A 25,773-nucleotide genomic window follows, 5' to 3' on the forward strand; every position below is an offset into this window, starting at 1 on the left:
CCTATTTTTGGACTTAGAAAAAAGTATTTTTACAAGCAAACTTACAATGGATAGCTGGATTAGCTACTAATTTAAAGCATACGGAGCACTCAATCGGAACGAGGGCACTATAACCCTGAAAGTTTTGGTGGTGGTAAAATTAATCATGTTGAAAAAACCACGCATGGCGCCGTGAGGAGACGACAACAAGCAACCCGAACTGTAGGTGTGCTTTTCGCCAGGTTTTAATACTGGTTTTTTGCCAATTACGCCTTCGCCATCTACAATTTCAACATCATTAAGAGAGTCAAATATTTCCCAATGACGTGAGGTTAATTGAACAGAATCTTTACTGTGATTTTCGATAGTTATCTCGTACGAAAAGGCAAAATGAATCTTGTAGTTTTTGAAGTAAGTTCCTTCAAAACTAGTAATGACTGAAATTTTGATACCTCTTGTGATTTGAGTAACCATAAAGAAAGTTTTGGTAAAGTTACAAAATTATTAAAATAACAATTGTTTTTTTAATGTTAAAGTATGATTAATTGATTATGTCTGTTGAAGTTGCGATGCCTTTTCCTATAACTCTGTCGTAACGTTGATTGTTTTCACGGTAGTAAATAATGGCGTGATAATTATTTTCGGTTTGCCAGAAATTGCCGTCAATAGCATTTTCATTGTCGATTACACCTTTGTTATTAGCAGCGGTATAACTAAAATTGGTAAAACCTTGTTTGATCATCATGGCTTTTTCATAAATACCTTTCTTTTCGTTATAATCCATTTTGTTTTCGTCGGTCAAAGCGTAGTTGTTGAACATGCCGGTTACATAAATGTTTTCGTCTTTGTAAAATGCGGGAGCAGAAAGTGAGAAGTAAATCCACGCATAATCGGCTTCGATTTCGTTGTTTTCGGCATTAATATTATTGATTAAAAAATTACCATTAATATCAGGCCAATAGGTGTATTGTTGTGAAGCTCTGGCATTGCTTGGATACAGGTAACAACTATACAAACCGCTGTTGGAATCGACTTTTGCAATGCTATTAGTAGCGGCTCGAATGTTTTTGTTTTCAAAATACAAATATTCATTTCCAGCCCAAAATTGGGTTTCTTTATCGTATTTGTAAATCAAATCATTTCCAATGGTATACATCGGTTTGATGTTGGTAATAGCGTTGTCCAATCGACCGTTTTGCAATAAAAGAACTTTTACATTGGTAAGCGGACTTTGAAAGGTGATTGCCGCTGATTTTACAGCAAAATCCATGTTGTGTTTGTATTGGATGTCGTTCATGTTTCGCGCTCTTTTGACTTGCATTGGAACCGAAACTAAATCTTCATACACAATAAATTTTCTAGAGAAAACAACTTCTTTGTCTTCGTTTAAAATGCTTATGATATAATTTCCGCTGACTCTTAATTGTGTGAGCCTATTGGGTAAGGTAACACGGTAATGCGAATAGATTTGTAAGGCATTAAACGAGTTGGTATAATCTTGAATGCGTTGTTCGTTAAAACCACCTAGATATTCGTTAGGAGACAATTGCGATTGTTTCCAATCGTAGTCGCAATGCGTGATTCGGTAGTAATAATTGTCTTCAGAACCGTGTAAATCGTCAAATTGCAATTGAAACGTATCGCCTAATAAAAAAAGAGGTACTGCGTTTTGTCCGTTTTGAACAAATGAAATTGTTTTGATGTAATAAGGCGGATTGACTTCTTTTTCTTGAGCAAATGATGTGATAAATAGAAGCAAAAAAAGTGCAACAGAGAGATATTTTTTAAACATAAACATTTTATTATCAAACGTAAAGATAGTAAATATTATTGTTTGCAATTAAGCCTTGGTTTAATTTTTACTTAAAACAAACCGGAATGATTTCGCCCTTGGCTAGACAGTATTTTTCAACTTGTTCAGAAGTAAGCTTCGCGGTATAGTCTTCTTCAACAACTTTGAAACCGATGCTTCTTAGTTTGTCGAAATAATCTCTTCCATACACACGGACATGATCGTACTGTCCGAAAATTTTAGCGCGTTCTTTTTGGTCCACAATTGAATCGTCTGAAAATGTGGTTGCACGTGATAAATCTTGTGGGATTTGAAAAATGCCCATTCCGCCGGGTTTTAGCACGCGATACAGTTCTTGCATGGCTTTGGTGTCATCAGGAATATGCTCTAAAACGTGATTGCAAAAAATAATATCGTATTCATTGTCTTTGAAAGGCAAGTTACAGATATCAGCTTTGACATCGGCTAACGGAGAAAGCAAATCGGTAGTGGTATATTCGATGTTGGCTTGCTTCTTAAAGCGTTTGTAAAATTCTTGTTCGGGAGCAAAATGCAGTACTTTTTTCTTTTCTTTAGAAGTAAAAAAATCGGTTTCATTTTGTAAATACAACCACAATAAACGGTGTCTTTCTAATGAAAGTGTGCTTGGTGAAAGTACGTTGTTTCTTTGATTACCATAGCCATACGGCAAAAACATTCGGAAACTTTTCCCGTCAATAGGATCGGTAAAGCGATTTCCTTTTAAAAGCAAAGCTAAAATAGGACGCACCACAATACTCAATCGGATTAATATGGGACGCGGAATGGTATTAAGTATAAATTTAAACACAGATTTCACAGATTTTCACAGATTTAATTATAAAATTACTCTTTTGTATTTTAAGCTGTCTTCACCAAAATTGACCAATAAACCAATTTTGTTTTTTGAAGCGGCTAAATAATTTAAAGTTTGTTTGATTTAACTTGAAGATAATTTTTCGATGGCTTTTAGCTCTATAATGATTTCATCATACACGGTAAAGTCAGAAAAGTAATATCTTGGTAATGTTATTTCTTTGTATTCAATATTGTATTTTCGTTCTCTTTCGTATGGGATATGATTTGCTTTAAATTCAAATTCTAACGCATCACCGTAAACATTTTCACTATGTCCTTTTCCGAGAATAGAATGGACTTCCATACACAAGCCAATTATCTTGTAGGTTTCGTATTTTAAATAAAATTTTTCCATGGGTTATATAATTAATTTGTTAATTGTGGCGTATAATAATTTGTGGAAATTGGTGAAATCTGTGTTCGAAAAGGTATTTTATTTTAAAGGTTGTCTTCGAAACTCATCTTCTTCAGTACTCACAATTCCCAAAGCATCATAAATGTATTTGAATGTTGATAGAATTTCTGGTTTTCCATCAATCAACGCTACATCGTGTTCAAAATGAGCACTTGGTTTTCCGTCGGCAGTCAAGATAGTCCAGCCGTCTTTCAATTGTTTGATGTTTTTGGTTCCCATATTGATCATCGGTTCAATGGCAACTACCATGCCTTCTACAAATAATTTTCCACGGCCTTTTTTGCCATAATTAGGCATTTCTGGTTCTTCATGCATTTTTCTTCCCAAACCGTGACCTACCAATTCGCGAACGACACCATAACCGTGTCCTTCGCAATATTTCTGAATGGCATTACCCACATCTTCCACACGATTTCCAGCTCTAAACTCACGAATACCAACATACAAACTTTCTTTGGTCACTTGAAGTAATTTTTTTACCTCTGGAGCGACTTCACCAATTTCAAAACTATAGGCATGATCGCCATAAAATCCGTTTTTCAACGCACCACAATCTACTGATATTACATCGCCTTCTTCCAGTGGTTTGTTGGTTGGAATTCCGTGTACAACCTGCGCATTCGGACTCATACACAAGCTATTTGGAAACCCGTACATGCCTAAAAATCCAGGTTCTGCACCGTGATCACGTATGAATTCTTCAGCCAATTTGTCTAAATATAAAGTAGTGACACCCGGTTTAATCACTTTAGCAATTTCACCTAATGTTTTTGAAACTATCAAGGCACTTTCGCGCATCAATTCGATTTCTTCTCGTGTTTTTGGAATTATCATTGTCTTAATTTGAGAGCGCAAAAATAGTGAAAAGTGTTCAGTATTACGCTTTCATGCGACAGAAATTTTACCACTCAAATTGTTGTATTTTAGCAATATTGTCAAAATTTGTTGTTTTTAAATTCGGAAATTAATAGAATATGAGTTTTGTCATATTTTCAAAAAAATGGAACTTTTAACTTTGTATCAAATATTACAGGTATGAGTAAATATGTAACCGCAGCTGAAGCTGTAAAAGTGGTAAAGTCAGGTGATAGGGTGTATCTTCAAGCGGCTGCCGCTGCACCAACGGTATTGGCAAACGCTTTAACCGAACGAGCATCTGAATTGAGAAATGTTGAAATTTGTCACCTACATGTTGAAGGTGAAGCACGCTATGCTAATCCAGAATTAGCCGAGAGTTTTCATGTAAATTCGTTTTTTATTGGTGCCAATGTGCGTCATACGCTAAAAGCAGGAAACGGTTCGTATACTCCAGTTTTTTTAAGTGAATTACCGCATTTGTTTCGTAAAAATGTCTTGCCTTTAGATGTTGCTTTTATTCACGTTTCACCGCCCGATCGTCACGGGTATTGCTCTTTAGGGGTTTCTGTTGAAGCTACTGTAGCGGCTATAGAAAACGCTAAAATTGTGGTTGCCCAAGTCAATCCGCAAATGCCACGAACTTTTGGTGACGGAATCATTCACGTTTCTGAAATTGATTATTTGGTAGATGTTGATACGCCCATATATGGTCACGAGCCTGAACCATTTACTCTTGAAGAAGAAAAAATAGGAGGGTATATTGCGTCATTAATTGACGACAGAAGCACGCTTCAAATGGGTATCGGTTCTATTCCGAATGCGGCCTTGAGCAAATTAAAAAACCACAAAGATTTGGGATTGCACACCGAAATGTTCTCCGATGGGGTCATCGATTTAATTGAAAATGATGTCATCAATTGTAACTATAAAGGGACGTTGAGAGGTCGTGTTTTGGCTACTTTTTTAATTGGCTCCAAACGTTTGTACGATTTTGTAAGCGATAATCCGTTTATTGAAATGAAAGAATCATCCATGGTAAACGACACGGCACGAATTCGTAAAAACCCAAATATGATTGCGATTAACTCGGCCATTGAAGTCGATTTAACCGGACAAGTGTGTGCCGATTCTATTGGTCCGCAAATGTATTCTGGCGTTGGTGGTCAAATGGATTTCATTCGTGGCGCTTCTTTAAGCCCGGGTGGAAAAGCTATTATTGCGTTGCCTTCTACTACCAAAAAAGGAGTCAGCCGAATTGTACCATTCTTAAAACAAGGAGCTGGTGTAGTAACTACAAGAGCGCACATTCACTATGTAATCACCGAAAATGGTATCGCCGATTTATATGGAAAAACTTTGCGTCAACGCGCAGCCGAGTTGGTTCGAATTGCCCATCCCAATCATCAAGAAGCTATCGAAAGGGAATACTACGAATTGTTTAACAAAATGTAATAAAATTTGAAGCGAATGGGTTGCGCATTTTTGTGATCCCTATTCCTGCTATTCATTGCAATAAAAAATGTCCCAAAACACTTGGGACATTTTTATTTTCATTCCTATCAGGGCTAGACTGTTGTGGTCTTTTGTGAAATTAAGAATTTATATCAACGAATGTTGTGTCATCACAGCCGGTTGTTCAATTCCCATTAACTCCAAAATAGTAGGAGCAATGTCACCCAAAACGCCATCGTGAATGGTTTTTAATTCTTTGTCTACTAAAATAATTGGCACCGGATTGGTGGTGTGCGCTGTGTTAGGTGATCCATCAGGGTTAATCATCGTTTCACAATTTCCGTGATCGGCAATGATTATGGTGGTATAATGGTTTTCTAAAGCCGCTTCAACGACTTTTTTCACACAAGCATCAACCGCTTCACAAGCTTTGATGGCAGCCGACATAACGCCGGTATGTCCCACCATATCGCCGTTAGCAAAATTTAAACATACAAAATCAACATTGCCTTTTTGAAGTTCTGGAACTAATGCATCGGCAAGTTCATAAGCACTCATTTCGGGTTGTAAATCGTATGTGGCGACTTTGGGAGAGTTTCGCAATATTCGGGTTTCGCCTTCAAACGGAATTTCTCTTCCGCCTGAAAAGAAAAAGGTTACATGTGGATATTTTTCTGTTTCAGCAATACGAATTTGTGTTTTTCCTGCCTTTTCTAATACTTCACCTAGAGTTTCGGTCAAGTTATCTTTGTCGTAAATAACGTGCACATTTTTGTAGGTGTCATCATAATTAGTCATGGTAACATAATACAAATTCAATTTGTGCATGTTCTGTTCGTGAAAATCAACTTGAGAAAGCGCTTCGGTCAATTCACGTCCTCTATCGGTTCTAAAGTTGAAGAAAACAACCACATCATCATTTTGAATGGTAGCTACTGGAGCATTATTTTCATCTACCATTAAAATGGGTTCTACAAATTCGTCGGTAATGTTGTTTTTATAACTTTCTAAAATGCTTAACACAGCATCAGTCGAGTGTTTTCCAGTTCCATTTACCAATAAATCGTAAGCAATTTTAACGCGTTCCCAACGTTTATCGCGATCCATAGCGTAATAACGCCCTACAACAGACGCTAATTTTATATTTTTATTATAAATATAATTTGTTAAATCTTCTAAATATAAAGCACCCGATTTTGGATCAACATCGCGACCATCAGTAAAAGCATGAACAAATACTTTTTCTAGACCAAATTCTTGTGTAGCATCAAGCAAACCTCTTAAATGAGACGTATGAGAATGTACGCCACCATCCGAAAGTAATCCCAGAAAATGAACCGATTTATTGTTGTCTTTAGCATATTGGAAAGCGGCTTGTAACTCAGGTTCGTTTTGCAGCGTTTTGTTGGCTACAGCCAAATTTATTTTAGCTAAATCTTGGTATACAATGCGTCCGGCACCAAGGTTCATGTGGCCTACTTCTGAGTTTCCCATTTGGCCCTCAGGCAAACCAACGTTCAAACCATCAGTGCGCAATTGAGCACTTGGGTATTGGGTGTATAAGTTATTTATGAAAGGAACATTTGCGTTGTCAATAGCAGAAACTTTGGGGTCTGGAGATTTTCCCCAGCCGTCCAAAATCATTAAAATTACTTTTTTGTTCATGATTATTTTTTGATTTACACAAAGATACACATTTGTAAAATCTCAAATCAGAAGAACCGATTAAATTTTAATGAAAAATCACGAAAACGATTTAGAAAAATTTTCTCGTTTTGTAAGACTATTAATGCTTCAACGTATTGTAATCGATGAAGTAACGAATACTGATTGAAAAAATATGATTCAAGTTATTGTTGATCACATTGGAAAAATTAGAATTTAAACTTCTTTCAAAATCTCTTTGAAAAAGAGACGCATTATTTCGATATAAAACCGATAATTGACTGCCAGGAGCAAACCACCACGAATACGATAAATCTAAATTCCATGTGTTGAAATTCGAATTTTTGTTGGTGGTATAGGTGTAGTTTTCAAGCAAGCTTCCGTCGTCTTGTAGGGTTAAAATATCATGATTTAGTGCATACGACCAATAATGTCTTACCGACAAATTGAAATTCATTACATTGTTTAATGAGTATTTTCCTGAAAGGGTGTTGGTGTAGGTCACGCGGTCTCTTCGAGCAAAGATGATATTATCGTTAACGTCGTTGTCAATCCAACCAATATTTCTGTTTTGTCTGAAAAAGTTAAAGCTGTAGGACAATAAAAACTTATTAGAAAATCGGTATCTAGGAGCGATTTCAAAGCCATAATTAATTCGGCCTTTTTCTGCAACAAAAGCGACTGAGGGATTGAAATCTAATGCAAATTTTCGGTTGTAATTGGTTGAAATATAATGCCAAAAATTAATGAATTTTGGGATTGTTACATACCGTTGTTCATCAGTAGTTCTTGGCTCATAAAAATCATAAGTGTCTACCGGTCTTATGTTAAAACCAAATCCATAGTAGTCATTCTTTTTACTGGTAGTATTGATGTTTACATTAATATTGGCACCTTGTATTCTACCTGTTCTGTTGTCAAATTCTGAATATAGATTCAAATTGGTGTTGAAAGAATTGAATATTTTGGTAGGTTTCAAAATTCGGTAACTTCCATTAGCGTACAAAGCATGATAATGCGTTTGAAAATTAATTCCTAAGTCGTTGTTGTCAAAAAGTCTACTTACATATTGTCCTCCAAAACCATAACGCCATTTTCCTTCGGTTTCTGCAAAATTTAAAGAAGTATTTATCCCTTTTTTATCGTTTAAGTTTTGAAATTCATTAACGTAGCTGTATTTGAAATCACCCGATAACTTAAAGGTGTTCTTTTTAGTATTCAAATCGAAAACCATAGCAGATACATTGGCATCTCTAAAAAATCCATTTCTGGTTACGTTGGTATTTACAAATGAAACCGAAGAATTTTTTCTGAAGCGCTGGTCTAAAACTAAAACACTGTAATTAGAAAGTGGTTCGATTACTTCTTGACGTTCTTCTCCTGTTACCGTATTTCGAATGTCTGCATAAGTCTTTTTGGTAATGGCATTTAAAATTCCAACCCCCAATCCGTCTTTGGTGCGACCAGAGATTTTTAAGGCATTCAATAAGTTTACATTAGCAGGATATTTAGTTACTTCTTCATCGGGACTTAATTCGGGATAATTGGAAGGGCTACCACCGATTCTTCGAGAATAAAACAAATCGCCCTTGCTAAAAAGTTCTGTTCCTTCTGTAAAAAAAGGTCTATTTTCATTGAATTGTTGTTCGAATGGACCCAAATTCAAAACCACATTATCGTAGGTGGTTTGACCAAAATCTGGAACTAAAATAGCATCCAATGTAAACGCATCGTTTAAGCCATATTTTATATCCAAACCGCCTTTAAATTCACCTTTGGTTTTTTGTGTGTCTTTTCCACTGAAATACTGCGAAACATAGGGAATTAAGAATAAGCGAGTGGGTGTTTCAATGTTTTCAATCCCTTCAAGAAGCCCCAATTGAGACGCCTCGTTTCGAATTTTATTGTCAATTAAATTCCATGTAAAATCTTGACGGTGTCTTTTGTCTTCCCGATACATATTCAAGCCCCAAGTTTGTTTTTTTTCAGACGAAAAACGCAAGGCTGCATACGGAATTTTCATTTCAACAACCCAACCAAAATCAGTAATTTCAACATGACTGGCCCAAATCGCGTTCCAAGTAAAATCCTCACCATTGGTGTTGGTAAATAAATCGTCTGCTTGAACTCCAGCTGAACTCACATAAAAGCCAAAATATTGTTGCTCATCGTTAAAACCATTTAACACCACTCCAAATAAATCGGCAGTTCCAATATTATCTCTTTGAGTTAATTCTCTGGGGATTTTGTTAGGTTCAGGGTCAAACATTTTAGCGGCAACATATAACGCTTCATTGTCATAGACAATTTTAACTTCGGTGCGGGTTTCTTTAGATTGGGGCTTGCCATTATCTGGACTTAACATCACAAAGTCGGTGGCAATTTCGGACGTACTCCATATTGCTTCATCAAACTTTCCGTCTACAACAATTTTCTCGTTACAAAATTTAGTTTGTAGTGTTTTTTTAGGCACTTGTGAAGTTCCTATTAAAACAGAAAAAAGGGTGAAAAGTAATGATAAAGTTAATTTTTTGGTCATGTGGGTCGATTCTCTTGGCAAATATAGTTGTTTTAATAATAACTTGAAATGCAGTGGAATTAGTATTTATTCAATACTACTTGTTACAAATATTTTTTATAAAAATAAGAAATAGACTATAAAATATTAAATAAAATGTGTTTTATCTGTAAAAAAGATTAATTTATCGATAAAATTCAGTGTTAAAATTTGCTTTCCAACTTCAATTTAATAAGTTTGTGATGCCCAATCTGCTACTTAACGTATTAATTATGAAAATGCAACCTGTCATTTGTGGTTTTATGATGTTTCTGATGATGTCATTTGTTTCTGTCAAAAACAATCTTTTAAGACCCTCTGCGAGTACTAAAATTGAATACATGTATCATACTCTGAATTCAAATGGTTTTAAAATGCCCAATTTGGAGAGTTTTTCATCAGCTATTGAAGGGTTCTATATTTTAAAGGAAGAAGGTAAAATTCAAAAAAACATTTTAACGATTATTGATTTTAGTTTGAGTTCAAAAACCAAACGATTGTGGATTATTAATTTGGATGAAAACAAAATTCTTTTGAATACTTGGGTAGCTCATGGGAAAAATTCGGGTGATGATTTGGCGACTAATTTCTCTAATGAAACCGATTCTAATAAAAGTAGTTTAGGTTTCTTTGCAACAGCAGAAGTGTACCAAGGGAAACACGGAATTTCATTAAAATTGGATGGTTTAGATAAAGGCATCAACGACAATGCGCGTCAAAGAGCCGTTGTACTTCATGGTGCAGATTATGTTTCTGAAAAGTTTATCAAAATTCACAATAGGTTAGGAAAAAGTCAGGGTTGTCCAGCGGTTCCAGTTGGTTTGAGTAAAAAAATTATTTCCATAATCAAAGATAAATCCTGTCTATTTATCTATCATCCTTCTTTGATTACGATGGAAAGCAGTACATTAATATCGTAGTTTAGAATACAACTCCGCATCCAAACAATAGATATCTTCTCTAAAATTGAGTGTTCCGTTACTTTCCCAAGCGGTCCAATACAATTGATGAATTAAAATACTTTCGTTTACCTTTATGTAAATTGTTTTTAGTTCTGGTTTAGGAAGTGGTTTTTTTGCAATAACTAATTTCGGGTTTTTAGCCAAAAGCTTGGCATTTTTTTTATCAATCCCTAATTGTTGCTTTTTCTGTAATGTGTAATAATAATTGATGTCGGTGGTATCTTTAATGCGTTGTAACGGCCATTTAATGGTATCATTCAAAATATAAGCGGCCATTTCTAACGGTTTTTCCAATCGAACGCAACCCGAACTCAACGATCGGTACGATAACGAGAAAAAATTGCGATGGTTCGTGTCGTGTAAGTACACCGAATATTTGTTTGGGAAATTAATTTTCATTAATCCTAACGAATTATTTCTACTTGGATTTTGAACATATTTGTACTGATTGGCGTCTTCAATCGTCCAGGTCCATGGGTCAATTTCATTGTTTTTACGATCTAAAATCAATAGTCCTTTTTTCTTGAAAATTCCTTTGTCTTTAACCGCTTCTGGATAAATGTCTTCTTTCAAAATGGTTGGCGGAACCGTCCAATTTGGATTCAAATTCACATTTGAAATTTTGGATTCTAATATTGGTGTCTTCCGCGTATCTCTGCCCACAACTACGCGTTGCGACTGAATAGTGTCCCCATTTTTTACGGCAACAATACTGTAATCGGGTATGTTTATTAGAAGGTAATGATTGCTAAAATCGTTGGCAAACCAACGCCAGCGTTCTAGGTTTGCAATGACCTGTTCGATGCGTTGGTTTCTAGAAAAATTCAGGGCATCAATGGTGCTTCGTCCAATTACAGCATCGGGTTTCAATCCGTGTCGGGCTTGAAAAACCTTAATGGCTTCTTGCGTTTTTTTGTTGTAAAGTGTGCTCAGAATGGTGTCTTTCTCTTTCATGTCACCCCAAAACATCAATCTCTTTTTGATAATTGGTAGGTATTTGTTTTTTGTATTAGGAAGAATGCGTTCTCTCAAATCGACCAATCCTATTATTTTTTGATCCGGAAATTCCCTTAATATTTTCAAACATTTTTTTAATTTTTTGTAAATGATATGATTGGGCTTGCAGTCTTCAATGGCTGTTTTAAAATGATTATTGTCTATGCAATCAAATAGAATTTTATTGACATCAATCTTTTTTGCAGGTAAATCCCAATCTTTATACAATATTCTAGGATTTAGTTTGCCTTTACTGATGTGATTGATGTAGCGTTGGGCACTCTTAGTTAATAGTAAATCGTACGTAATAAGTAAAGAATCGGGTAGTTTTTGAAATGTATCTTCCAAAGATTTAAGTTGCGTATAATCATAGTCTTCCGATTCTAATCCTTCGTCTTCAGCGTGAGAAAGTTCGTTAAGAATAAAATTTCGATATTCTGGGTTGTTCCAAACGGTTTCAAAATGGTATTTTCTGTAAAAGGCAGTAACATTTTCGTCTTTAGAATTGAGTATTAATAACGAATCTATGGGTATTCCGTTATTGGCTAAAGAAGTAAGGTTAACAAGTGCTAGTGATGCCGTAGAATTGATGTGACTCGTTTTCTTGCAACCCCAAAACACCATAAACAATAATAGTAAATAAGATTTATTCATAGTCGGTAGCCAATTCCTTTTTCATTACATAATGGATTCCAATATCGGCAATAGAAAATGGAGCGCCAAGTGGGTTATAGCCTAATTTTTTATAAAATAGAACTGCTTTTTCACGAGCATTAAACCAAATCAAAGTTGCCTTTAAATGCTTCAAATAAGCTTCACAATGGGTTACCAATTCTTTACCCAATCCTTTTCGTTGAAATTCTGGTAAAACGGCCATTCCTCTTATTTGATATTGGTTTTCTAAACTAAATATAGTGTTTTTATTTTTAAAAACAGAGACAACACCGATTAATTTTTCATCAACAAATAACCCAAAGTGTGTTGTTGTTGGTAAGTCATCACCTTCAAATTGGCAACTTTCAATAGGTTTTCCAACTCTTAGAACCTGTTGACGAACGTAAAAAGTGTCTTTCGAACTGATAATTCTGATGTGTTCCATAATTTTTTTCACTACAAAGAAACCGATAACAAATTAATAATAAAACTTTTAGGCAAGATGAATTTTGTAAAATTATTTCTACGATAAAAAAATTTAAAAAAAATTTGCATCAAAACAAACAAATGCTATATATTTGCACCTCACAAAACGAAATAGTTCACTGTTTTTATTGTGAATGTATGCGGAAGTAGCTCAGTTGGTAGAGCTCCAGCCTTCCAAGCTGGTTGTCGCGAGTTCGAGCCTCGTCTTCCGCTCTGAAAAAAACCTCTAATTTTTATTAGAGGTTTTTTGTTTTAAAGAGTTTCCAAAAAACTTAAGTCTGTTTCAGGATTTAGTTCTTCCGGAGTTTGATTTTGCCTAAACAATCGAGCGGTAAGATTTCCTTTTAAGATTATTTTTTCACCTTTTACATCCAACCAACTGCCTTCACGCAAACCTAAAACTGGAGTAGTATTAAAGGCATGAAATTCTGTGATGCGTGTTTCACGTGTTTCACCCATATGTTTACTTTGTGCATCGGCATCTAGGTAATGCGGATTCAAATTGAATGGAATAACGCCCAAAGTTTTAAAACTTGGCGGATATATAATAGGCATATCATTCGTAGTTTGCATCGATATTCCAGTAATATTGCTGCCAGCACTCGAACCCAAATAAGGTGTTCCGTTTTCAATGGTTTTTGCCAAAACTTCCATTATATTATTTTGGTATAATTGGGTTACCAGTAAAAAGGTGTTGCCGCCACCGGTGAAAATTCCTTCAGCCTTTTCAATAGTTGCAACCGGATTATCATACGTATGCAATCCGACTACTTTTTTATTGATTTTAGAAAAAGCCACTTGCACACGTTGGGTGTATTCATCATGCGATATACCGCCCGGTCGGGCATAAGCAATGAAAACTATGGTTGTACAATTGATATAATGCTGTTCTAAAATGGGTAGCAAATAGTCTAAATATTCGCCGCCATGAAGCGTTGAAGTACTTGCTATAATTAGATTTTTCATAGTTTGGCGTGTTGATTATAGTGTTGAAATTGAAATGGCTTCAAATTTACAAATTAATAATTAACATAAATTTACAATTGTATTGGCTAATTTTTTGGACGACTTCCCGATACTTTTACATTGAAAATCATCAACAATCAGCACGTTGCAAAAAAACATATTTCTTATTGCTTTTCTATTTCTTATCCAAATTTCAAATGGACAGGATGTGGTTACAGCTAAAAAAATTAATGGAAAAGTAACGGCTGATTCTAATGAATTGGAAGGTATTTACATTATTAACCTTAAAACAGAGAAGGCTACATTAACCGAAAGAGGTGGTTATTTTTCAATTACAGCCAGTGTTGGGGATACGTTGATGTTTTCGGCAGTACAATTCAAGGCCTTAAAAGTTGCAATAACTGAATCCGATTTTAAAAAAGAACTTTTTTTTGTAAAAATGGAGCCGTTGGTACGATTTCTAAACGAAGTCATTGTAAACGAATACAAAAATATTAACGCCGTTTCATTAGGAATCATTCCGCATGAAATAAAGCCATCAACACCAGCCGAACGCAAATTATTTACAGCCACAGGAGGCGGTAAAAATTTATACGGTTTGAATACCAGAATTTCGGGTGATGCCATATTAAATGCTATTTCAGGACGAACGGCAATGCTCAAAAAAGAGTTGGAAGTGGAGAAAAAAGAAACGTTGATGGATAAAATTAACGATTGGTATGAAACCATTTATTTTACAAAAACGCTAAAAATTCCGGAAGATTATGTCAAAGGATTTCTGTTTTATATCGTTGAAGACGCCAAATTTGTCGCCGCGATTAATGCCAAAAACAAAACTATGGCAACCTTTTTAATGAATGAATTGGCGGTGCAATACAATGCTTTATTAAACGAAAAAAAGTAATGGCTTATGAAGAGATTTTTACTTTTTATATTTTTTGTCTTTACAATAGTAACTTTTTCTCAAAACGAACGCGTTAAAATACTACGAGCTGTTGTTGTCTCTGACTCTATTCCAGTAGAACGCGCCACAATTACCAACATTACTGCTGGAACGTTTACCATCACAAACGACTTGGGTCAATTTTCAATCTTTGCCAATGAAGATGATGTAATCATGATTTCGGGTGTGGCATTTGAAACTAAAGAAGTAGTTTTAAAAGCAGCCGACTTTGAAGAAATGATTTTTAGCATACATATTGACATTAAAATCAATCAGTTGGACGAGGTTAAAATTGCACCTTACAAGCTCACCGGAAATTTAGTCTATGATGCTAAAAGAATAAAAGTCAAACCTGCTTTTAAAGTAGAACTACCAAAAATTGATTGGTCAACTGTTGAAATTACGGGCGTACAACCTCGTGTAGAAAATTCGGTATTGCCCAATTCGGGTGTTTCTAGATACAATGTAGATTTTGTGAAAATAGGTGGAATGATTTCGAAATTGATTACAAAAACGCCTGCTTCTCAAGGCAAAAAGGAAGTAAAGCTTGTTACTTCAGACCAATTTGAAATTGAAATCAAAAAACGATTTTCAGATGCTTTTTTTGAAGAAAAGTTGAACATTAAACCCGAAGAGAAAGTGAATTTTATAAGTTATTGCTACAGCAACGAGATTAACGAAAAACAACTTTTAGAGTTTTGTAACTCGTTAACTTTGATTGAATATTTAGTTGCTAAAAGCGAAGACTATCACAAAAAAGACTGATAATTACATTAATTTTGTACTTTTGAAGCATGTCAAAAATCATCCGAAACATACTGCTGATTGTACTATTTGTTAGCCTATCTTCTATGGCAGCACACAAATTTTACACGTCTATTTATCAGATAAATTATGTGCCTCAAAAGAAAATGATTCAAATTACCTCACGCATTTTTATTGATGATTTGAACGATGCCATTGAAAAACGATACCACACCAAAAGTTACATTGGAACGGATAAAGAAACACCGCAAGATGAAGTAGCCATGCAAAAATATTTGGCAGAAAAATTCATTTTAAAAGTCAATGGAGTTGCCAAACCAATGAGTTTTCGTAGTAAAGAGACCGAAGCTAATGTCTTGATTTGTTATTTTAGAATTACAGACATTTCCAAAATCACCAAACTTGAAATCGAAAACAGTGCGTTGACCGAATTGAATTCCGATCAGCAAAATATTATTCAGGCCAATATTTCAGGTGAGAAACAAAGTTTGCTTCTTACTTCAGAAAACTTTAAAGGAATGTTAAAATAATTCCAATCTAAAATTCTTCTTCAAAATTGATTACTTTTATAACCTTAAAATTGATTAGGTATGAAGAGTAATTCGACTATTTTTAGATTAGGTTTTTTAGTTTTTTCAATCGGACTATTTGCTCAAGAAACACCAAAACCTGCTGTTTCTCAAGAGAAAAACCCTGATAAATTCAAGCAAATGTATGATTTGTTGGCCACGCCAAACCTATATCGTACTGCCTCAGGTGCGCCAGGTCCGGAGTATTACCAACAACAAGCCGATTATAAGATTGACGTCGAATTGGATGACAAAAATACCAAGTTGTATGGAAAAGAGACCATTACCTATACCAATAACGCTAAAGAATCGTTAGATTATCTTTGGGTACAATTGGATCAAAACCAGCAATCACGCAAGTCACTTTCACCTTTAGTCGAAAGTAATAAAACCGATCCAGCCATGGGTGTTCAAGGTTTTTCTAGAAAATATTTAGAAGAAGACTTTGACGGCGGTTTCAATATTGAATATGTAAAAGATGTGCTTGGAAAACCGATGACTTATACCATCAACCAAACGATGATGCGTATTGAATTGCCAAAAGTGTTGAAACACGGAGAGAAAATTGTTTTCTCTATCAAGTGGAATTATCTCATCAATAATTATACAATTGATGGCGGGCGTTCTGGCTATGAGCACTTTGATAAAGACGGTAATAATTTGTATGTAATTGCACAGTTTTACCCAAGAATGGCAGTGTATAATGATGTAGAAGGTTGGCAAAACATGCAATTTTGGGGATCTGGTGAATTTGCATTGCCTTTCGGAAATTTTGAAGTGAACATCACCGTTCCTGCCGATCATATTCTAGAAGCCACAGGAACTTTATTGAACAGAGCTGAAGTATTTACACCAGCACAATTGGCCCGTTATGCTCAAGCCGAAAAATCATTTGATAAACCCGTAATTGTAGTTACGCAAGCTGAAGCTGAAGAGCGAGAAAAAGGGTTTTCTGACAAGAAAAAAACTTGGAAATTCAAGGCTGATAACGTACGTGATTTCGGAATTTCAACTTCTAGAAAATTCATTTACGATGCGATGGCTGTTAAAACAGGTAATACCACTGCAATGGCCATTTCGTTATATCCAAAAGAAGGCAATCCACTTTGGGAAGAATATTCTACCCGAATGGTGGCACATACACTAAAAAGCTACTCAAGTTATACGTTTGATTATCCTTATCCAAAAGCTATTTCTATCAATGCTCGCGATCAAGGAATGGAATATCCAATGATTTGTTGGAATTTTGGCCGACCAGATGCTGAAGGAAAATATACCGATCAAACCAAATACGGAATGTTAGGTGTAATTTGCCACGAAGTGGGTCACAATTTCTTTCCAATGATTATCAATTCAGACGAGCGTCAATGGACTTGGATGGACGAAGGTTTGAACTCGTTTATGGAGTTTTTAGCAGAATCTACTTTTGATCCAAAATTTCCATTACGTCGCGGACCAGCCAAAAATATTGTACCTTATATGAGCGGTGATCAAAAAGGATTGGAGCCTATTATGACCAACTCTGAAAGTATTCGCCAATTTGGAAATAATGCCTACGGCAAACCAGCTACTGCTTTAAATATTCTTCGTGAAACCATCATGGGACACGAATTGTTTGATTATGCTTTTAAATCGTATGCGAATCGTTGGAAATTCAAACATCCAACGCCAGAAGATTTCTTTAGAACTATGGAGGATGCTTCGGCTGTTGACTTAGATTGGTTTTGGAGAGGTTGGTTTTATACCACCGATGCCAATGATATTGGGATAAAAGAAGTGAAAAAATATTATGTAAGTAATGAGCCTTCTAAAGAAGTGACGGAATTTTTAAAAACGAGACGCCGTCGTGATACCAACCCAGGACCAATGGTATATATGATTGCCGAAGGAAGTGAAGACTACAAACCAGAAATGAACAAGCCGTTTAAAATTGCTGATTACAAAGCGCTTTCAGATTATGTAACCGAACATTTTACTGCAGAAGAACGTGCAAAATTGAACGAACCTAAGTATTTCTATCAAGTAACTTTTGACAAACCAGGTGGATTGGTAATGCCTATTATTGTGGAATTGACCTATGAAGACGGTACTACAGAAATTCAAAAATTCCCAGCACAAATTTGGAGAGTGAACGATAAAGAAGTGAGTCGTACATTTGCAACTCAAAAAGCAATTACTAAAATTCAAATCGACCCAAAATTAGAAACTGCCGATATTGATGTTACCAATAATACTTGGCCAAAAGAAGAAGTAAAATCAAAATTTGATTAAGAAGTTTGTAACTTTGCAACACAATAAATTATAAAAATATGTTTGGAGGTGAATTCTTTTTCATAATAATCGTAGCTTTTTTACTTTTTGGTTCTAAAAACCTACCAGAAGTAGTGAGAGGGTATGCCAAATTTATGGCTACTCTTAAAAATGCCACCAATGAAATCAAGTCAGAAATTCAAAAAAGTGCCGATATTGAAGGCATCAATTCTTCTATCAAACAAATCACAACTTCAATAACACAAGAAGTTGAAAAAGTAAAAGAGAACGCATCAATTTCTACAGTTGATGTGGGTGAAAACATTTTGAAAGATGCCGCCGAAAGCACCAATAAAATAAAAGAAGACATTGAAAACATTGCAGAAGGTCCAATCAAACGCCAAATGTAATGCTCGAAAAAATCATCACTTTAGATAAGAAACTGTTAGTTTTCTTAAACGGATTAGGTTCCGAACAATGGGATGGCATGTGGCTAATCATTACCAAACAAGCCTATTGGATCCCTTTCTTTTTGTTTTTAGCCTATTTGTTGTACAAGAAAATAGGAATGAAGAATCTAGGAATTGTCATTCTTTTTATTGCGGTGATTTTGTTGTGTTGCAATACGTCTGTCGAATTTTTTAAAAGTACTTTTCACAGATTGCGACCGTGTAATGATCCCGAAATTAAAGGAATTATCAGAATCGTACACCAATCCGATTCGTACAGTTTCTTTTCCGGACACGCTTCCAATTCCATGGCAACGATGATGTTTTTGTATTTAATTCTGAAGAAATATTACAAATACATCTTTTTAATATTTCTGTATCCTTTAATATTTGCTTACAGCAGAATTTATTTAGGCGTTCATTTTCCAACCGATATTTTAACGGGTTATCTTTTTGGTGCGCTATTCGGAATAACGTTTTATGCTATATATAAAAAATACATTCTTAAAAATTAAAGCACACGACTAACCGTCAATCCATCACGAATAGGCAGCAACACCGTTTCTACTCTTGGGTCGTTGTTCACCATTTGATTATATTCCAACAGTACTTTCGTGCTTAGGTCTTTCGGGTTCAATGCTTCCAAAACCTTACCGCTCCACAACACATTATCTGATAAAATGATACCGCCTTGGTTCATCATCGGCACAATCATGTTAAAATAGTTAATATAGTTTTCCTTATCGGCATCAATAAAAACCAAGTCGTATTTTTTATTTAAAGTAGGAATAATTTCCAAAGCATCACCCAAATGCGCGATAATTTGTCCTTTCCAAGGCGACAAATCAAAGTATTTCTGCTGAATCGAAACCAATTCTTCTTTCACATCAATAGTATCCAAAGTGCCGTCTTTTGGCAATCCTTCCGCCAAGCATAAGGCAGCATAACCGGTATACGTTCCAATCTCTAGAATGGTTGTAGGATGAATAATTTTAGACAACATACTCAATACTCGACCTTGAAAATGCCCACTCAACATGCGAGGTTGCAGAATCTTTTGGTGGGTTTCTTTAAATAATTTCACCAACAATTCGGGTTCATTTTGAGAATGTTGCTCAACGTAGTTTTCTAATTCTTCGGATATGAAATGCATCGGGATTATTTTTTTACAAACTTACAAATATCCCACCACAAATAACCAAATACTCAAATACCCAAATCAACAAATTATTCTACCTTTGCGTCATGATGGAGAAAAAAGACATTCGAGCGATATCCAAAGAACAACTTCGAGATTTTTTTGTGGCCAACGGCGATAAAGCATTTCGTGGTAATCAAGTATACGAATGGTTGTGGAGTAAGGGCGCTCATAGCTTTGAAGACATGACCAATGTTTCTAAAGAAACACGTGCCATGCTCGAAGCCAATTTTGTTATCAATCACATTAAGGTAGATACCATGCAACGCAGTGAAGACGGTACGGTTAAAAACGCTGTTCGTTTGCACGATGGTTTGGTAGTAGAAAGTGTTTTAATTCCGACAGAAACTAGAACAACCGCTTGTGTGTCATCGCAAGTAGGTTGCAGTTTGGATTGTAATTTTTGTGCCACAGCGCGATTAAAACGAATGCGAAATTTAGAGCCAGGCGAAATTTACGACCAAGTGTTGGCTATCGATAATGAAAGTAAATTGTACCACAACCGACCGCTTTCCAACATTGTTTTTATGGGAATGGGCGAGCCGTTGATGAACTATAATAATGTAATTAAAGCTATAGACATGATTACTTCAGAAGAAGGATTAGGCATGTCGCCCAAACGCATCACGCTTTCTACATCGGGTATTCCTAAAATGATAAAGAAAATGGCAGATGATGAGGTAAAATTCAAATTAGCCGTTTCGTTACATTCCGCTATTGATGAGGTTCGCGCACGAATAATGCCTTTTAGTAAAAATTTTCCCTTAGCCGATTTGCGTGAAGCGTTAGAATATTGGTATCGAAAAACCAAAAGCAAAATCACTTATGAATATGTGGTTTGGGGCGGTATTAATGACACGAAAGAAGCTGTCGATGCTTTGGTGAAATTTTGCAAATACGTGCCGTGTAAAGTCAATTTAATTGAATACAATCCGATTGATGATGGCGAGTTTCAACAAGCCTCTGATGAAGCGATTAATTTGTACATAAAAGAATTAGCTAAACATGATATTATAGCTAAAGTACGCCGAAGTAGAGGAAAAGATATTGATGCAGCCTGCGGTCAGTTGGCTAATAAAGAAGCATAAAATACAAAAACACGTAAAAATACGTATAAAGAATTCAGTTATCCGTTTTACTTTTGCCTCAATAATAAATCAAATGATTTTTTTGTTGGAGATCTACTAAAAGCCAAACAGATAAAAATTAAAAAACGTCCCATTACTATGGGACGTTTTCCTTTTATAATTAATCAGATGAATGATTTTTTAATTTCCTATTACAATAGTATAGGAGACTCCGTTAATAGTAAAAACAGCCAAGTTATCGCAAGCACCACTTCCATAATCTAAAGTAGCTGTATGTCCGTTTCTTACAAAAGTGATTAATCCTTGAACGATTAAAGGTTTGTTTACGGCAATACAACTCATTTTAACAATCAAAGGATTTGACGATGAAATAGTGCTTGTTTGAACTGTTGTATTTGGAAATGTAGTCGTCCAGTTTCCAGTAACTTGATATACATTATCAGCTAATACATTTGGAGTGTCATATCCAGCAATGATTTCTCTAGTTCTGGTTCCCACGCGATTGAAAACTCTTCCGTCAGGAAACGTAGCATTCATGTCCATATTCATTACTACAATTGGATGCGCTGGTGACGTTGCCGTGGCAGTTGCCATAGTTCTAGTAAAGGTTTTATTTCCATCAAATTTGATAGCATTGTGATAAAAATTCACGAATTGGTAATTGATCGTATGAGAAGTTGCAGTCGGATTGTAGACAAACGTTGCAACAATTTGACCTTTTAGTATATTTCCGTTTGGCATCGCACAACCTGTAGTCCCAAAATCAATAGTTTTAGTTACGGTAGTTCCAGGAGTTATTACGGTTCCAAATGCAGGATTTCTTGTAACGGTAGCACAAGTTGGTAAGTTGATTGTTGCCGTAGTTGCCGTTTCAGTTGCTTTTCCAGTGGTACTGTTGTCCATAGTAGCATTAAACTGTCCTTCCACAATATCAGAAACATCGTCGTTGGCCAAATCAATTTTTGCGTTTACTCCAGCTTCGTCAGCTGTAAAATCGTTTTCCTCTTTGTCTTTGTTACAACTTACAGTAAATAAAGACAATAGTAATCCTAAAAATAAAATTTTTGTTTTCATACGTATTTTTTTAGTGGTTTAAAAGTAAGACATTTTAAATTCAAAAAGGTTTAATGATATCATAAATTATTTTTCAAATAGGCTGATTGTTGTATCTTTGGGCACTAATGAATATCACTTCGCAAATAAAACAACCCATTCTGCAGGAGATGGAACTTTTTGAAAAGAAGTTCTATGAATCGATGTCTTCTAAAGTGGCTTTGTTAAACCGAATTACCTATTATATTGTAAATCGAAAAGGAAAACAAATGCGACCGATGTTTGTTTTTTTAACTGCCAAAATGATTTCAGGAGGCACTGTTGAAGAACGAACCTATCGCGGCGCTTGTGTAATAGAATTGATCCATACCGCAACTTTAGTACATGATGATGTGGTCGATGATAGTAACCGCCGTCGCGGATTTTTTTCAATAAATGCCCTTTGGAAAAATAAAATTGCTGTTTTAGTAGGTGATTATTTGTTGTCCAAAGGATTACTACTTTCTATCGATCATGGTGATTTTGATTTACTAAGAATTATTTCGGTGGCAGTACGCGAAATGAGTGAAGGCGAATTGCTTCAAATAGAAAAAGCACGTCGATTGGACATTACCGAAGACATTTATTACGAAATCATCCGACAAAAAACAGCCACGTTAATTGCCGCCTGTTGCGCCCTTGGAGCACGTTCGGTTACTGATGATGAAGTTCAGGTAGAAACGATGCGCAAATTTGGTGAACTCATCGGAATGGCATTTCAAATTAAAGACGACTTATTTGATTATACCGACGAAGCGATTGGAAAACCCACAGGGATCGATATTAAAGAACAAAAAATGACATTACCGTTAATTTATGCGTTAAACAATTGTTCGGATAAAGAAAAAAGCTGGTGCATTAATTCAATTAAGAATCATAATAAAGACAAAAAGCGCGTTAAAGAAGTTATTCAATTTGTAAAAGACCAAAACGGATTGCATTATGCCGAACAAAAAATGGCGCAATTCCAACAAGAAGCGCTAGCTTTGATTCAAAATTTCCCCAATTCCATCTACAAAGACAGTTTAACGTTGATGGTTAATTACGTTATTGAAAGGAAGAAATAAACAATTTCAATATCAAAAGGCAATTTCAATTTTAAATTCTTACTAATACAAAGTTGCCGTTCTATAAAAATTACACAATCTGATAAAAAATATTTTTTTTAAATCTTTAATAGTCAGTATTTTAATTTTTAATTCATAATTTTTAATTATTTCATGCAACCTTTTTGCAACGACAATCGTCTATGCTAATAGAAGTCTGATTCAATATTAAAAAACAATTGCAATAGCAATAACAAATATTGAATTTTCAAATTGAAATTGAATTTTGTCATTGAATAATGAAAGTAATCAACTTACATCAAGAAGAGAAAGAATTAATCGAATTGGCTGTCGAGAATAATCGTCATGCACAACACAAGATTTATTCCAAATTTTCTCCTAAAATGCTAAGTGTGTGCCGACAATACATGAAAGATTTGCATCAAGCAGAAGACATTATGATTACGGCTTTTATGAAAGTGTTTGCCAATCTGAATAAATTTAAACACGAAGGCAGTTTTGAAGGATGGATTCGCCGAATCATGATAAACGAATGCATTTCTTATATCAGAGTTCAAAAGAAAGTAAAGTTCATTGAAGATGAAAATTATTTCGAGGAAAGTTTCAACAATATAGAAAGCCAGTTTTCTGTGGATGATATTCAGTCTTTAATAGATAGTTTGCCTGATGGATATAAAATGGTGTTCAACCTTTATGCAATTGAAGGTTACAAGCATCAAGAAATTGCAGAATTACTTGGTATTAGTGAAGGAACATCAAAATCGCAGTTGTCTCACGCTCGAAAAGTATTGCAAGACAACATTAATAAATTAAAAAATTACACAAATGGAACCGAATAAAATAGAAACCCAGATACAAGAGCAGTTGAATGCTCGCGAAATCCAACCCAGCCCAATGGCTTGGGACAGATTAGACGCCATGTTGTCGGTAGCAGAAGAAAAAAAAACAGTGCGTTCGCCTTTTCTGTCTTTCCGATTTATTGGAATTGCTGCCAGCGTTTTGGTATTGGTATCGCTTGGTTTGTTTTTCTTCAGTCCAAAAGAAATCGTTGTTAAACCAGAAAATAATGTAGGGGTAAATGAAACAGTAAAAAATGCAACTCCAAAAGAAGTCACTCCTACAATTAACGCAAATACGGGAAATGATAATTCGGGTTTACAAGGATTCAATCAACAAGTAAAGCAAGTTGCAGTCGCTACAAACAATAATCAACCAACACACAAAAAATCATCATCGAGTTTCAATCAAAACAATCAAAAAACAACAAATCATTTATTAATTAATCAAGAAAAAGAAGTTCAAATTCAAAAGCAAGAAGCTGTTGCTCAAAAAGAACTTCCGATAGTTGAATCTCCAAAAGAAAGCGTTCTTTCCAAAACAAGTCCAGTAAATGTAGACGACTTATTAGCATCGGTAGAAAAATCACCTAAATCGGGTGCTAAACCGAAGGTAAAAGTCAACGCTAACAGTCTTTTATCTCAAGTCGACGGAGAATTAGACCAATCATTTAGAGACAAAGTTTTAACCAAAATCAACAAAAATTACCAAGAGGTGAAAGTGGCATTGGCTACTAGAAATCAGGAATAAAAAATCATCAATTAATCATTTAATACAGTAGAAATCATGAGAAATTTTACCATTTACTTAGCACTATCACTATGTCTTTTTGCGAGCAAATTAGTGGCTCAAGATCAAAAAAAGAAAGACGATCAAGCAATCCAAAATTTTGAAACTAAAGCCAAAGCCATTGGTGATAAAATTGAAAAAATCACTACCGAAGAAAAAGCTACTTTGAAAATAGAAGTAGAAGAAGTAAACGTTCAATTGGAAAAAGGGATAATTACCAAAGAACAAGCTGACGATAAAAAGAAAAAATTAGCCGAAGCTAGAGCTACAATTATTGAAAACAGAATTGCCGTTGCTCAAGAAGAATTGAAAGATTTAGTACAAGCAAAAGTGGATGGAAAATTAGCAGAATCTACTAATGAGCATTCGTTTTCATTCAAATGGAATAGTAAAAACGATACCGTTCGTAAATCAGAAAAAAGAACAACCTCACAATTTGTATTTGCTACAGGAGTCAATAATTTGGCTACTGATGGTAAAGTGGCAGGTTCTGATTTTAGATATTTAGGATCACATTTCTACGAATGGGGAAATACATACAACACTAGATTGTTAAAAAACAACAATTTATTACACTTGAAATACGGATATTCTGTAATGTATAACAATCTTCGTCCAACCGACAATAGAGTTTTTGTAAAAAATGGCGACCAAACGAATCTAGAAGTAAGCGCTACTCATTTAGACGATTCTCGTTTTAGAAATGTGTATTTAGTAGCACCATTACATTTAGAATTTGATTTCTCAAAAAATAAATCTAAAGACGGAAAAGCCTTTTTTCAATCGCACCAAAGTGTTCGTGTTGGTCTAGGTGGATATGCAGGTTTCCGATTGAAATCAAAACAATTTCAAAAATTTGAAGATACCGACGGTAATGATATTACGGTTAAAGACAAAGGTGATTTTAATGTAAATAGTTTCATCTATGGCGTTAGTGCCTATATTGGTTATAAAGAAACGAGTTTGTATGTAAAATACGATTTGAATCCAATGTTCGAAAACAATACCGTGAAACAAAACAACATTTCGCTAGGAGTACGTTTCGATTTAAATTAAATTTTGTTTAGG

Annotated in this window: 24 protein-coding genes, 1 tRNA gene and 1 pseudogene; 14 read left to right on the top strand and 12 right to left on the bottom strand. The window is 35.0% G+C overall.

Going from position 1 to position 25,773, the window contains the following annotated elements:
* Positions 1 to 66: 66 nt before the first annotated feature.
* The 5 genes and pseudogenes from apaG to map all read right to left on the bottom strand — a co-directional run bounded on the left by apaG (position 67) and on the right by map (position 3,896).
* A complete protein-coding gene (gene apaG, locus ACODSI_RS08205; protein WP_488916359.1) occupies positions 67 to 453 on the bottom strand; it encodes a Co2+/Mg2+ efflux protein ApaG in 387 nt (128 codons plus the stop codon).
* 67 nt (positions 454 to 520) lie between these two features.
* Positions 521 to 1,771 carry a type IX secretion system plug protein gene (locus ACODSI_RS08210; protein WP_488916360.1) on the bottom strand — a complete coding sequence of 417 codons (1,251 nt, stop codon included), beginning with the start codon at positions 1,769 to 1,771 and terminating at the stop codon, positions 521 to 523.
* 67 nt (positions 1,772 to 1,838) lie between these two features.
* Positions 1,839 to 2,609 (bottom strand): class I SAM-dependent methyltransferase, encoded by a 771-nt coding sequence (locus ACODSI_RS08215; protein ID WP_488916361.1) that lies wholly within the window; start codon positions 2,607 to 2,609, stop codon positions 1,839 to 1,841.
* 18 nt (positions 2,610 to 2,627) lie between these two features.
* Positions 2,628 to 3,002: pseudogene (locus tag ACODSI_RS08220) on the bottom strand (GxxExxY protein).
* A gap of 78 nt (positions 3,003 to 3,080) precedes the next feature.
* Positions 3,081 to 3,896 (bottom strand): type I methionyl aminopeptidase, encoded by an 816-nt coding sequence (gene map, locus ACODSI_RS08225; RefSeq protein WP_488916362.1) that lies wholly within the window; start codon positions 3,894 to 3,896, stop codon positions 3,081 to 3,083.
* Positions 3,897 to 4,097: 201 nt separating this feature from the next.
* On the opposite strand from map, the gene ACODSI_RS08230 reads away from it, so the two are divergent.
* A complete protein-coding gene (locus tag ACODSI_RS08230; protein ID WP_488916363.1) occupies positions 4,098 to 5,372 on the top strand; it encodes an acetyl-CoA hydrolase/transferase family protein in 1,275 nt (424 codons plus the stop codon).
* A gap of 147 nt (positions 5,373 to 5,519) precedes the next feature.
* Here the strand turns inward: ACODSI_RS08230 and gpmI are convergent, their stop codons facing one another.
* Together gpmI and ACODSI_RS08240 are read right to left on the bottom strand one after the other, a co-directional pair.
* A complete protein-coding gene (gene gpmI, locus ACODSI_RS08235) occupies positions 5,520 to 7,037 on the bottom strand; it encodes a 2,3-bisphosphoglycerate-independent phosphoglycerate mutase (RefSeq protein WP_488916364.1) in 1,518 nt (505 codons plus the stop codon).
* 121 nt (positions 7,038 to 7,158) lie between these two features.
* Positions 7,159 to 9,597: a DUF5916 domain-containing protein gene (locus ACODSI_RS08240; protein ID WP_488916365.1), complete on the bottom strand. Its 2,439-nt coding sequence runs from the start codon at positions 9,595 to 9,597 to the stop codon at positions 7,159 to 7,161.
* Between the two features lie 230 nt (positions 9,598 to 9,827).
* Here ACODSI_RS08240 and ACODSI_RS08245 point away from each other — a divergent pair, with 230 nt between their 5' ends.
* Positions 9,828 to 10,514 carry a murein L,D-transpeptidase catalytic domain family protein gene (locus ACODSI_RS08245; protein WP_488916366.1) on the top strand — a complete coding sequence of 229 codons (687 nt, stop codon included), beginning with the start codon at positions 9,828 to 9,830 and terminating at the stop codon, positions 10,512 to 10,514.
* On the opposite strand, the gene ACODSI_RS08250 is transcribed toward ACODSI_RS08245, so the two are convergent.
* Together ACODSI_RS08250 and ACODSI_RS08255 are read right to left on the bottom strand one after the other, a co-directional pair.
* On the bottom strand, positions 10,503 to 12,206 hold the full coding sequence (locus ACODSI_RS08250; protein ID WP_488916367.1) for a L,D-transpeptidase family protein: 1,704 nt from the start codon (positions 12,204 to 12,206) through the stop codon (positions 10,503 to 10,505). The two genes, ACODSI_RS08245 and ACODSI_RS08250, sit on opposite strands and share 12 nt — an antisense overlap.
* Positions 12,199 to 12,651, bottom strand: coding sequence for a GNAT family N-acetyltransferase (locus ACODSI_RS08255; protein ID WP_488916368.1), 453 nt, complete (start codon positions 12,649 to 12,651; stop codon positions 12,199 to 12,201). The genes ACODSI_RS08250 and ACODSI_RS08255 overlap by 8 nt, the downstream gene beginning before the upstream one ends.
* A 181-nt stretch (positions 12,652 to 12,832) precedes the next feature.
* On the opposite strand from ACODSI_RS08255, the gene ACODSI_RS08260 reads away from it, so the two are divergent.
* Positions 12,833 to 12,905 (top strand) — tRNA-Gly (locus ACODSI_RS08260).
* Between the two features lie 39 nt (positions 12,906 to 12,944).
* Here ACODSI_RS08260 and pepE read toward each other — a convergent pair.
* Positions 12,945 to 13,658, bottom strand: a complete 714-nt coding sequence (gene pepE, locus ACODSI_RS08265; RefSeq protein WP_488916369.1) for a dipeptidase PepE — start codon at positions 13,656 to 13,658, stop codon at positions 12,945 to 12,947.
* A gap of 145 nt (positions 13,659 to 13,803) precedes the next feature.
* Here pepE and ACODSI_RS08270 point away from each other — a divergent pair, with 145 nt between their 5' ends.
* Genes ACODSI_RS08270 through ACODSI_RS08295 form a run of 6 tightly spaced genes read left to right on the top strand, consistent with a single transcriptional unit; the run spans position 13,804 to position 19,149 of the window.
* Positions 13,804 to 14,562, top strand: coding sequence for a peptidase associated/transthyretin-like domain-containing protein (locus tag ACODSI_RS08270; protein WP_488916370.1), 759 nt, complete (start codon positions 13,804 to 13,806; stop codon positions 14,560 to 14,562).
* Between the two features lie 6 nt (positions 14,563 to 14,568).
* A complete protein-coding gene (locus ACODSI_RS08275) occupies positions 14,569 to 15,366 on the top strand; it encodes a hypothetical protein (RefSeq protein ID WP_488916371.1) in 798 nt (265 codons plus the stop codon).
* A gap of 29 nt (positions 15,367 to 15,395) precedes the next feature.
* Positions 15,396 to 15,896 (top strand): DUF6702 family protein, encoded by a 501-nt coding sequence (locus ACODSI_RS08280; protein WP_488916372.1) that lies wholly within the window; start codon positions 15,396 to 15,398, stop codon positions 15,894 to 15,896.
* A gap of 60 nt (positions 15,897 to 15,956) precedes the next feature.
* Complete coding sequence (locus ACODSI_RS08285; RefSeq protein ID WP_488916373.1) at positions 15,957 to 18,206, top strand: M1 family metallopeptidase; 2,250 nt, start codon at positions 15,957 to 15,959, stop codon at positions 18,204 to 18,206.
* A 38-nt stretch (positions 18,207 to 18,244) separates the two neighbouring features.
* Positions 18,245 to 18,595 (top strand): Sec-independent protein translocase subunit TatA/TatB, encoded by a 351-nt coding sequence (locus tag ACODSI_RS08290; RefSeq protein WP_488916374.1) that lies wholly within the window; start codon positions 18,245 to 18,247, stop codon positions 18,593 to 18,595.
* Entirely contained in the window at positions 18,595 to 19,149 is a 555-nt protein-coding gene (locus ACODSI_RS08295) for a phosphatase PAP2 family protein (RefSeq protein WP_488916375.1), read from the top strand. Before ACODSI_RS08290 ends, ACODSI_RS08295 begins: the two co-directional genes overlap by 1 nt.
* Here the strand turns inward: ACODSI_RS08295 and ACODSI_RS08300 are convergent.
* Complete coding sequence (locus ACODSI_RS08300) at positions 19,146 to 19,787, bottom strand: O-methyltransferase (RefSeq protein ID WP_488916376.1); 642 nt, start codon at positions 19,785 to 19,787, stop codon at positions 19,146 to 19,148. The genes ACODSI_RS08295 and ACODSI_RS08300 overlap by 4 nt on opposite strands.
* A 92-nt stretch (positions 19,788 to 19,879) precedes the next feature.
* Between ACODSI_RS08300 and rlmN the strand changes: the two genes are divergently transcribed.
* Complete coding sequence (gene rlmN, locus ACODSI_RS08305; RefSeq protein WP_488916377.1) at positions 19,880 to 20,920, top strand: dual-specificity RNA methyltransferase RlmN; 1,041 nt, start codon at positions 19,880 to 19,882, stop codon at positions 20,918 to 20,920.
* A gap of 180 nt (positions 20,921 to 21,100) precedes the next feature.
* Here the strand turns inward: rlmN and ACODSI_RS08310 are convergent, their stop codons facing one another.
* Complete coding sequence (locus ACODSI_RS08310) at positions 21,101 to 21,994, bottom strand: hypothetical protein (protein WP_488916378.1); 894 nt, start codon at positions 21,992 to 21,994, stop codon at positions 21,101 to 21,103.
* Between the two features lie 107 nt (positions 21,995 to 22,101).
* On the opposite strand from ACODSI_RS08310, the gene ACODSI_RS08315 reads away from it, so the two are divergent.
* From ACODSI_RS08315 to ACODSI_RS08330, 4 genes are all read left to right on the top strand, one after another.
* The gene (locus tag ACODSI_RS08315; RefSeq protein WP_488916379.1) at positions 22,102 to 23,079 is read left to right on the top strand and encodes a polyprenyl synthetase family protein; all 978 of its coding nucleotides are present in this window, start codon (positions 22,102 to 22,104) and stop codon (positions 23,077 to 23,079) included.
* Between the two features lie 278 nt (positions 23,080 to 23,357).
* A complete protein-coding gene (locus ACODSI_RS08320) occupies positions 23,358 to 23,918 on the top strand; it encodes an RNA polymerase sigma factor (protein ID WP_488916380.1) in 561 nt (186 codons plus the stop codon).
* Complete coding sequence (locus ACODSI_RS08325) at positions 23,905 to 24,666, top strand: hypothetical protein (protein WP_488916381.1); 762 nt, start codon at positions 23,905 to 23,907, stop codon at positions 24,664 to 24,666. Before ACODSI_RS08320 ends, ACODSI_RS08325 begins: the two co-directional genes overlap by 14 nt.
* 36 nt (positions 24,667 to 24,702) lie before the next feature.
* Positions 24,703 to 25,761, top strand: coding sequence for a coiled-coil domain-containing protein (locus ACODSI_RS08330; protein WP_488916382.1), 1,059 nt, complete (start codon positions 24,703 to 24,705; stop codon positions 25,759 to 25,761).
* The last annotated feature ends 12 nt before the right edge of the window (positions 25,762 to 25,773 follow it).

This window comes from Flavobacterium sp. FG139, assembly GCF_057809695.1.

What these genes read in the sequence shown, in the direction of transcription:
- apaG (WP_488916359.1), bottom strand. Translation starts at nt 453, where the DNA reads ATGGTTACTCAAATCACAAGAGGTATCAAAATTTCAGTCATTACTAGT.
- ACODSI_RS08210 (WP_488916360.1), bottom strand. Translation starts at nt 1,771, where the DNA reads ATGTTTAAAAAATATCTCTCTGTTGCACTTTTTTTGCTTCTATTTATC.
- map (WP_488916362.1), bottom strand. Translation starts at nt 3,896, where the DNA reads ATGATAATTCCAAAAACACGAGAAGAAATCGAATTGATGCGCGAAAGT.
- ACODSI_RS08230 (WP_488916363.1), top strand. Translation starts at nt 4,098, where the DNA reads ATGAGTAAATATGTAACCGCAGCTGAAGCTGTAAAAGTGGTAAAGTCA.
- gpmI (WP_488916364.1), bottom strand. Translation starts at nt 7,037, where the DNA reads ATGAACAAAAAAGTAATTTTAATGATTTTGGACGGCTGGGGAAAATCT.
- ACODSI_RS08245 (WP_488916366.1), top strand. Translation starts at nt 9,828, where the DNA reads ATGAAAATGCAACCTGTCATTTGTGGTTTTATGATGTTTCTGATGATG.
- ACODSI_RS08250 (WP_488916367.1), bottom strand. Translation starts at nt 12,206, where the DNA reads ATGAATAAATCTTATTTACTATTATTGTTTATGGTGTTTTGGGGTTGC.
- ACODSI_RS08255 (WP_488916368.1), bottom strand. Translation starts at nt 12,651, where the DNA reads ATGGAACACATCAGAATTATCAGTTCGAAAGACACTTTTTACGTTCGT.
- pepE (WP_488916369.1), bottom strand. Translation starts at nt 13,658, where the DNA reads ATGAAAAATCTAATTATAGCAAGTACTTCAACGCTTCATGGCGGCGAA.
- ACODSI_RS08275 (WP_488916371.1), top strand. Translation starts at nt 14,569, where the DNA reads ATGAAGAGATTTTTACTTTTTATATTTTTTGTCTTTACAATAGTAACT.
- ACODSI_RS08280 (WP_488916372.1), top strand. Translation starts at nt 15,396, where the DNA reads ATGTCAAAAATCATCCGAAACATACTGCTGATTGTACTATTTGTTAGC.
- ACODSI_RS08285 (WP_488916373.1), top strand. Translation starts at nt 15,957, where the DNA reads ATGAAGAGTAATTCGACTATTTTTAGATTAGGTTTTTTAGTTTTTTCA.
- ACODSI_RS08290 (WP_488916374.1), top strand. Translation starts at nt 18,245, where the DNA reads ATGTTTGGAGGTGAATTCTTTTTCATAATAATCGTAGCTTTTTTACTT.
- ACODSI_RS08295 (WP_488916375.1), top strand. Translation starts at nt 18,595, where the DNA reads ATGCTCGAAAAAATCATCACTTTAGATAAGAAACTGTTAGTTTTCTTA.
- ACODSI_RS08300 (WP_488916376.1), bottom strand. Translation starts at nt 19,787, where the DNA reads ATGCATTTCATATCCGAAGAATTAGAAAACTACGTTGAGCAACATTCT.
- rlmN (WP_488916377.1), top strand. Translation starts at nt 19,880, where the DNA reads ATGATGGAGAAAAAAGACATTCGAGCGATATCCAAAGAACAACTTCGA.
- ACODSI_RS08310 (WP_488916378.1), bottom strand. Translation starts at nt 21,994, where the DNA reads ATGAAAACAAAAATTTTATTTTTAGGATTACTATTGTCTTTATTTACT.
- ACODSI_RS08315 (WP_488916379.1), top strand. Translation starts at nt 22,102, where the DNA reads ATGAATATCACTTCGCAAATAAAACAACCCATTCTGCAGGAGATGGAA.
- ACODSI_RS08320 (WP_488916380.1), top strand. Translation starts at nt 23,358, where the DNA reads ATGAAAGTAATCAACTTACATCAAGAAGAGAAAGAATTAATCGAATTG.
- ACODSI_RS08325 (WP_488916381.1), top strand. Translation starts at nt 23,905, where the DNA reads ATGGAACCGAATAAAATAGAAACCCAGATACAAGAGCAGTTGAATGCT.
- ACODSI_RS08330 (WP_488916382.1), top strand. Translation starts at nt 24,703, where the DNA reads ATGAGAAATTTTACCATTTACTTAGCACTATCACTATGTCTTTTTGCG.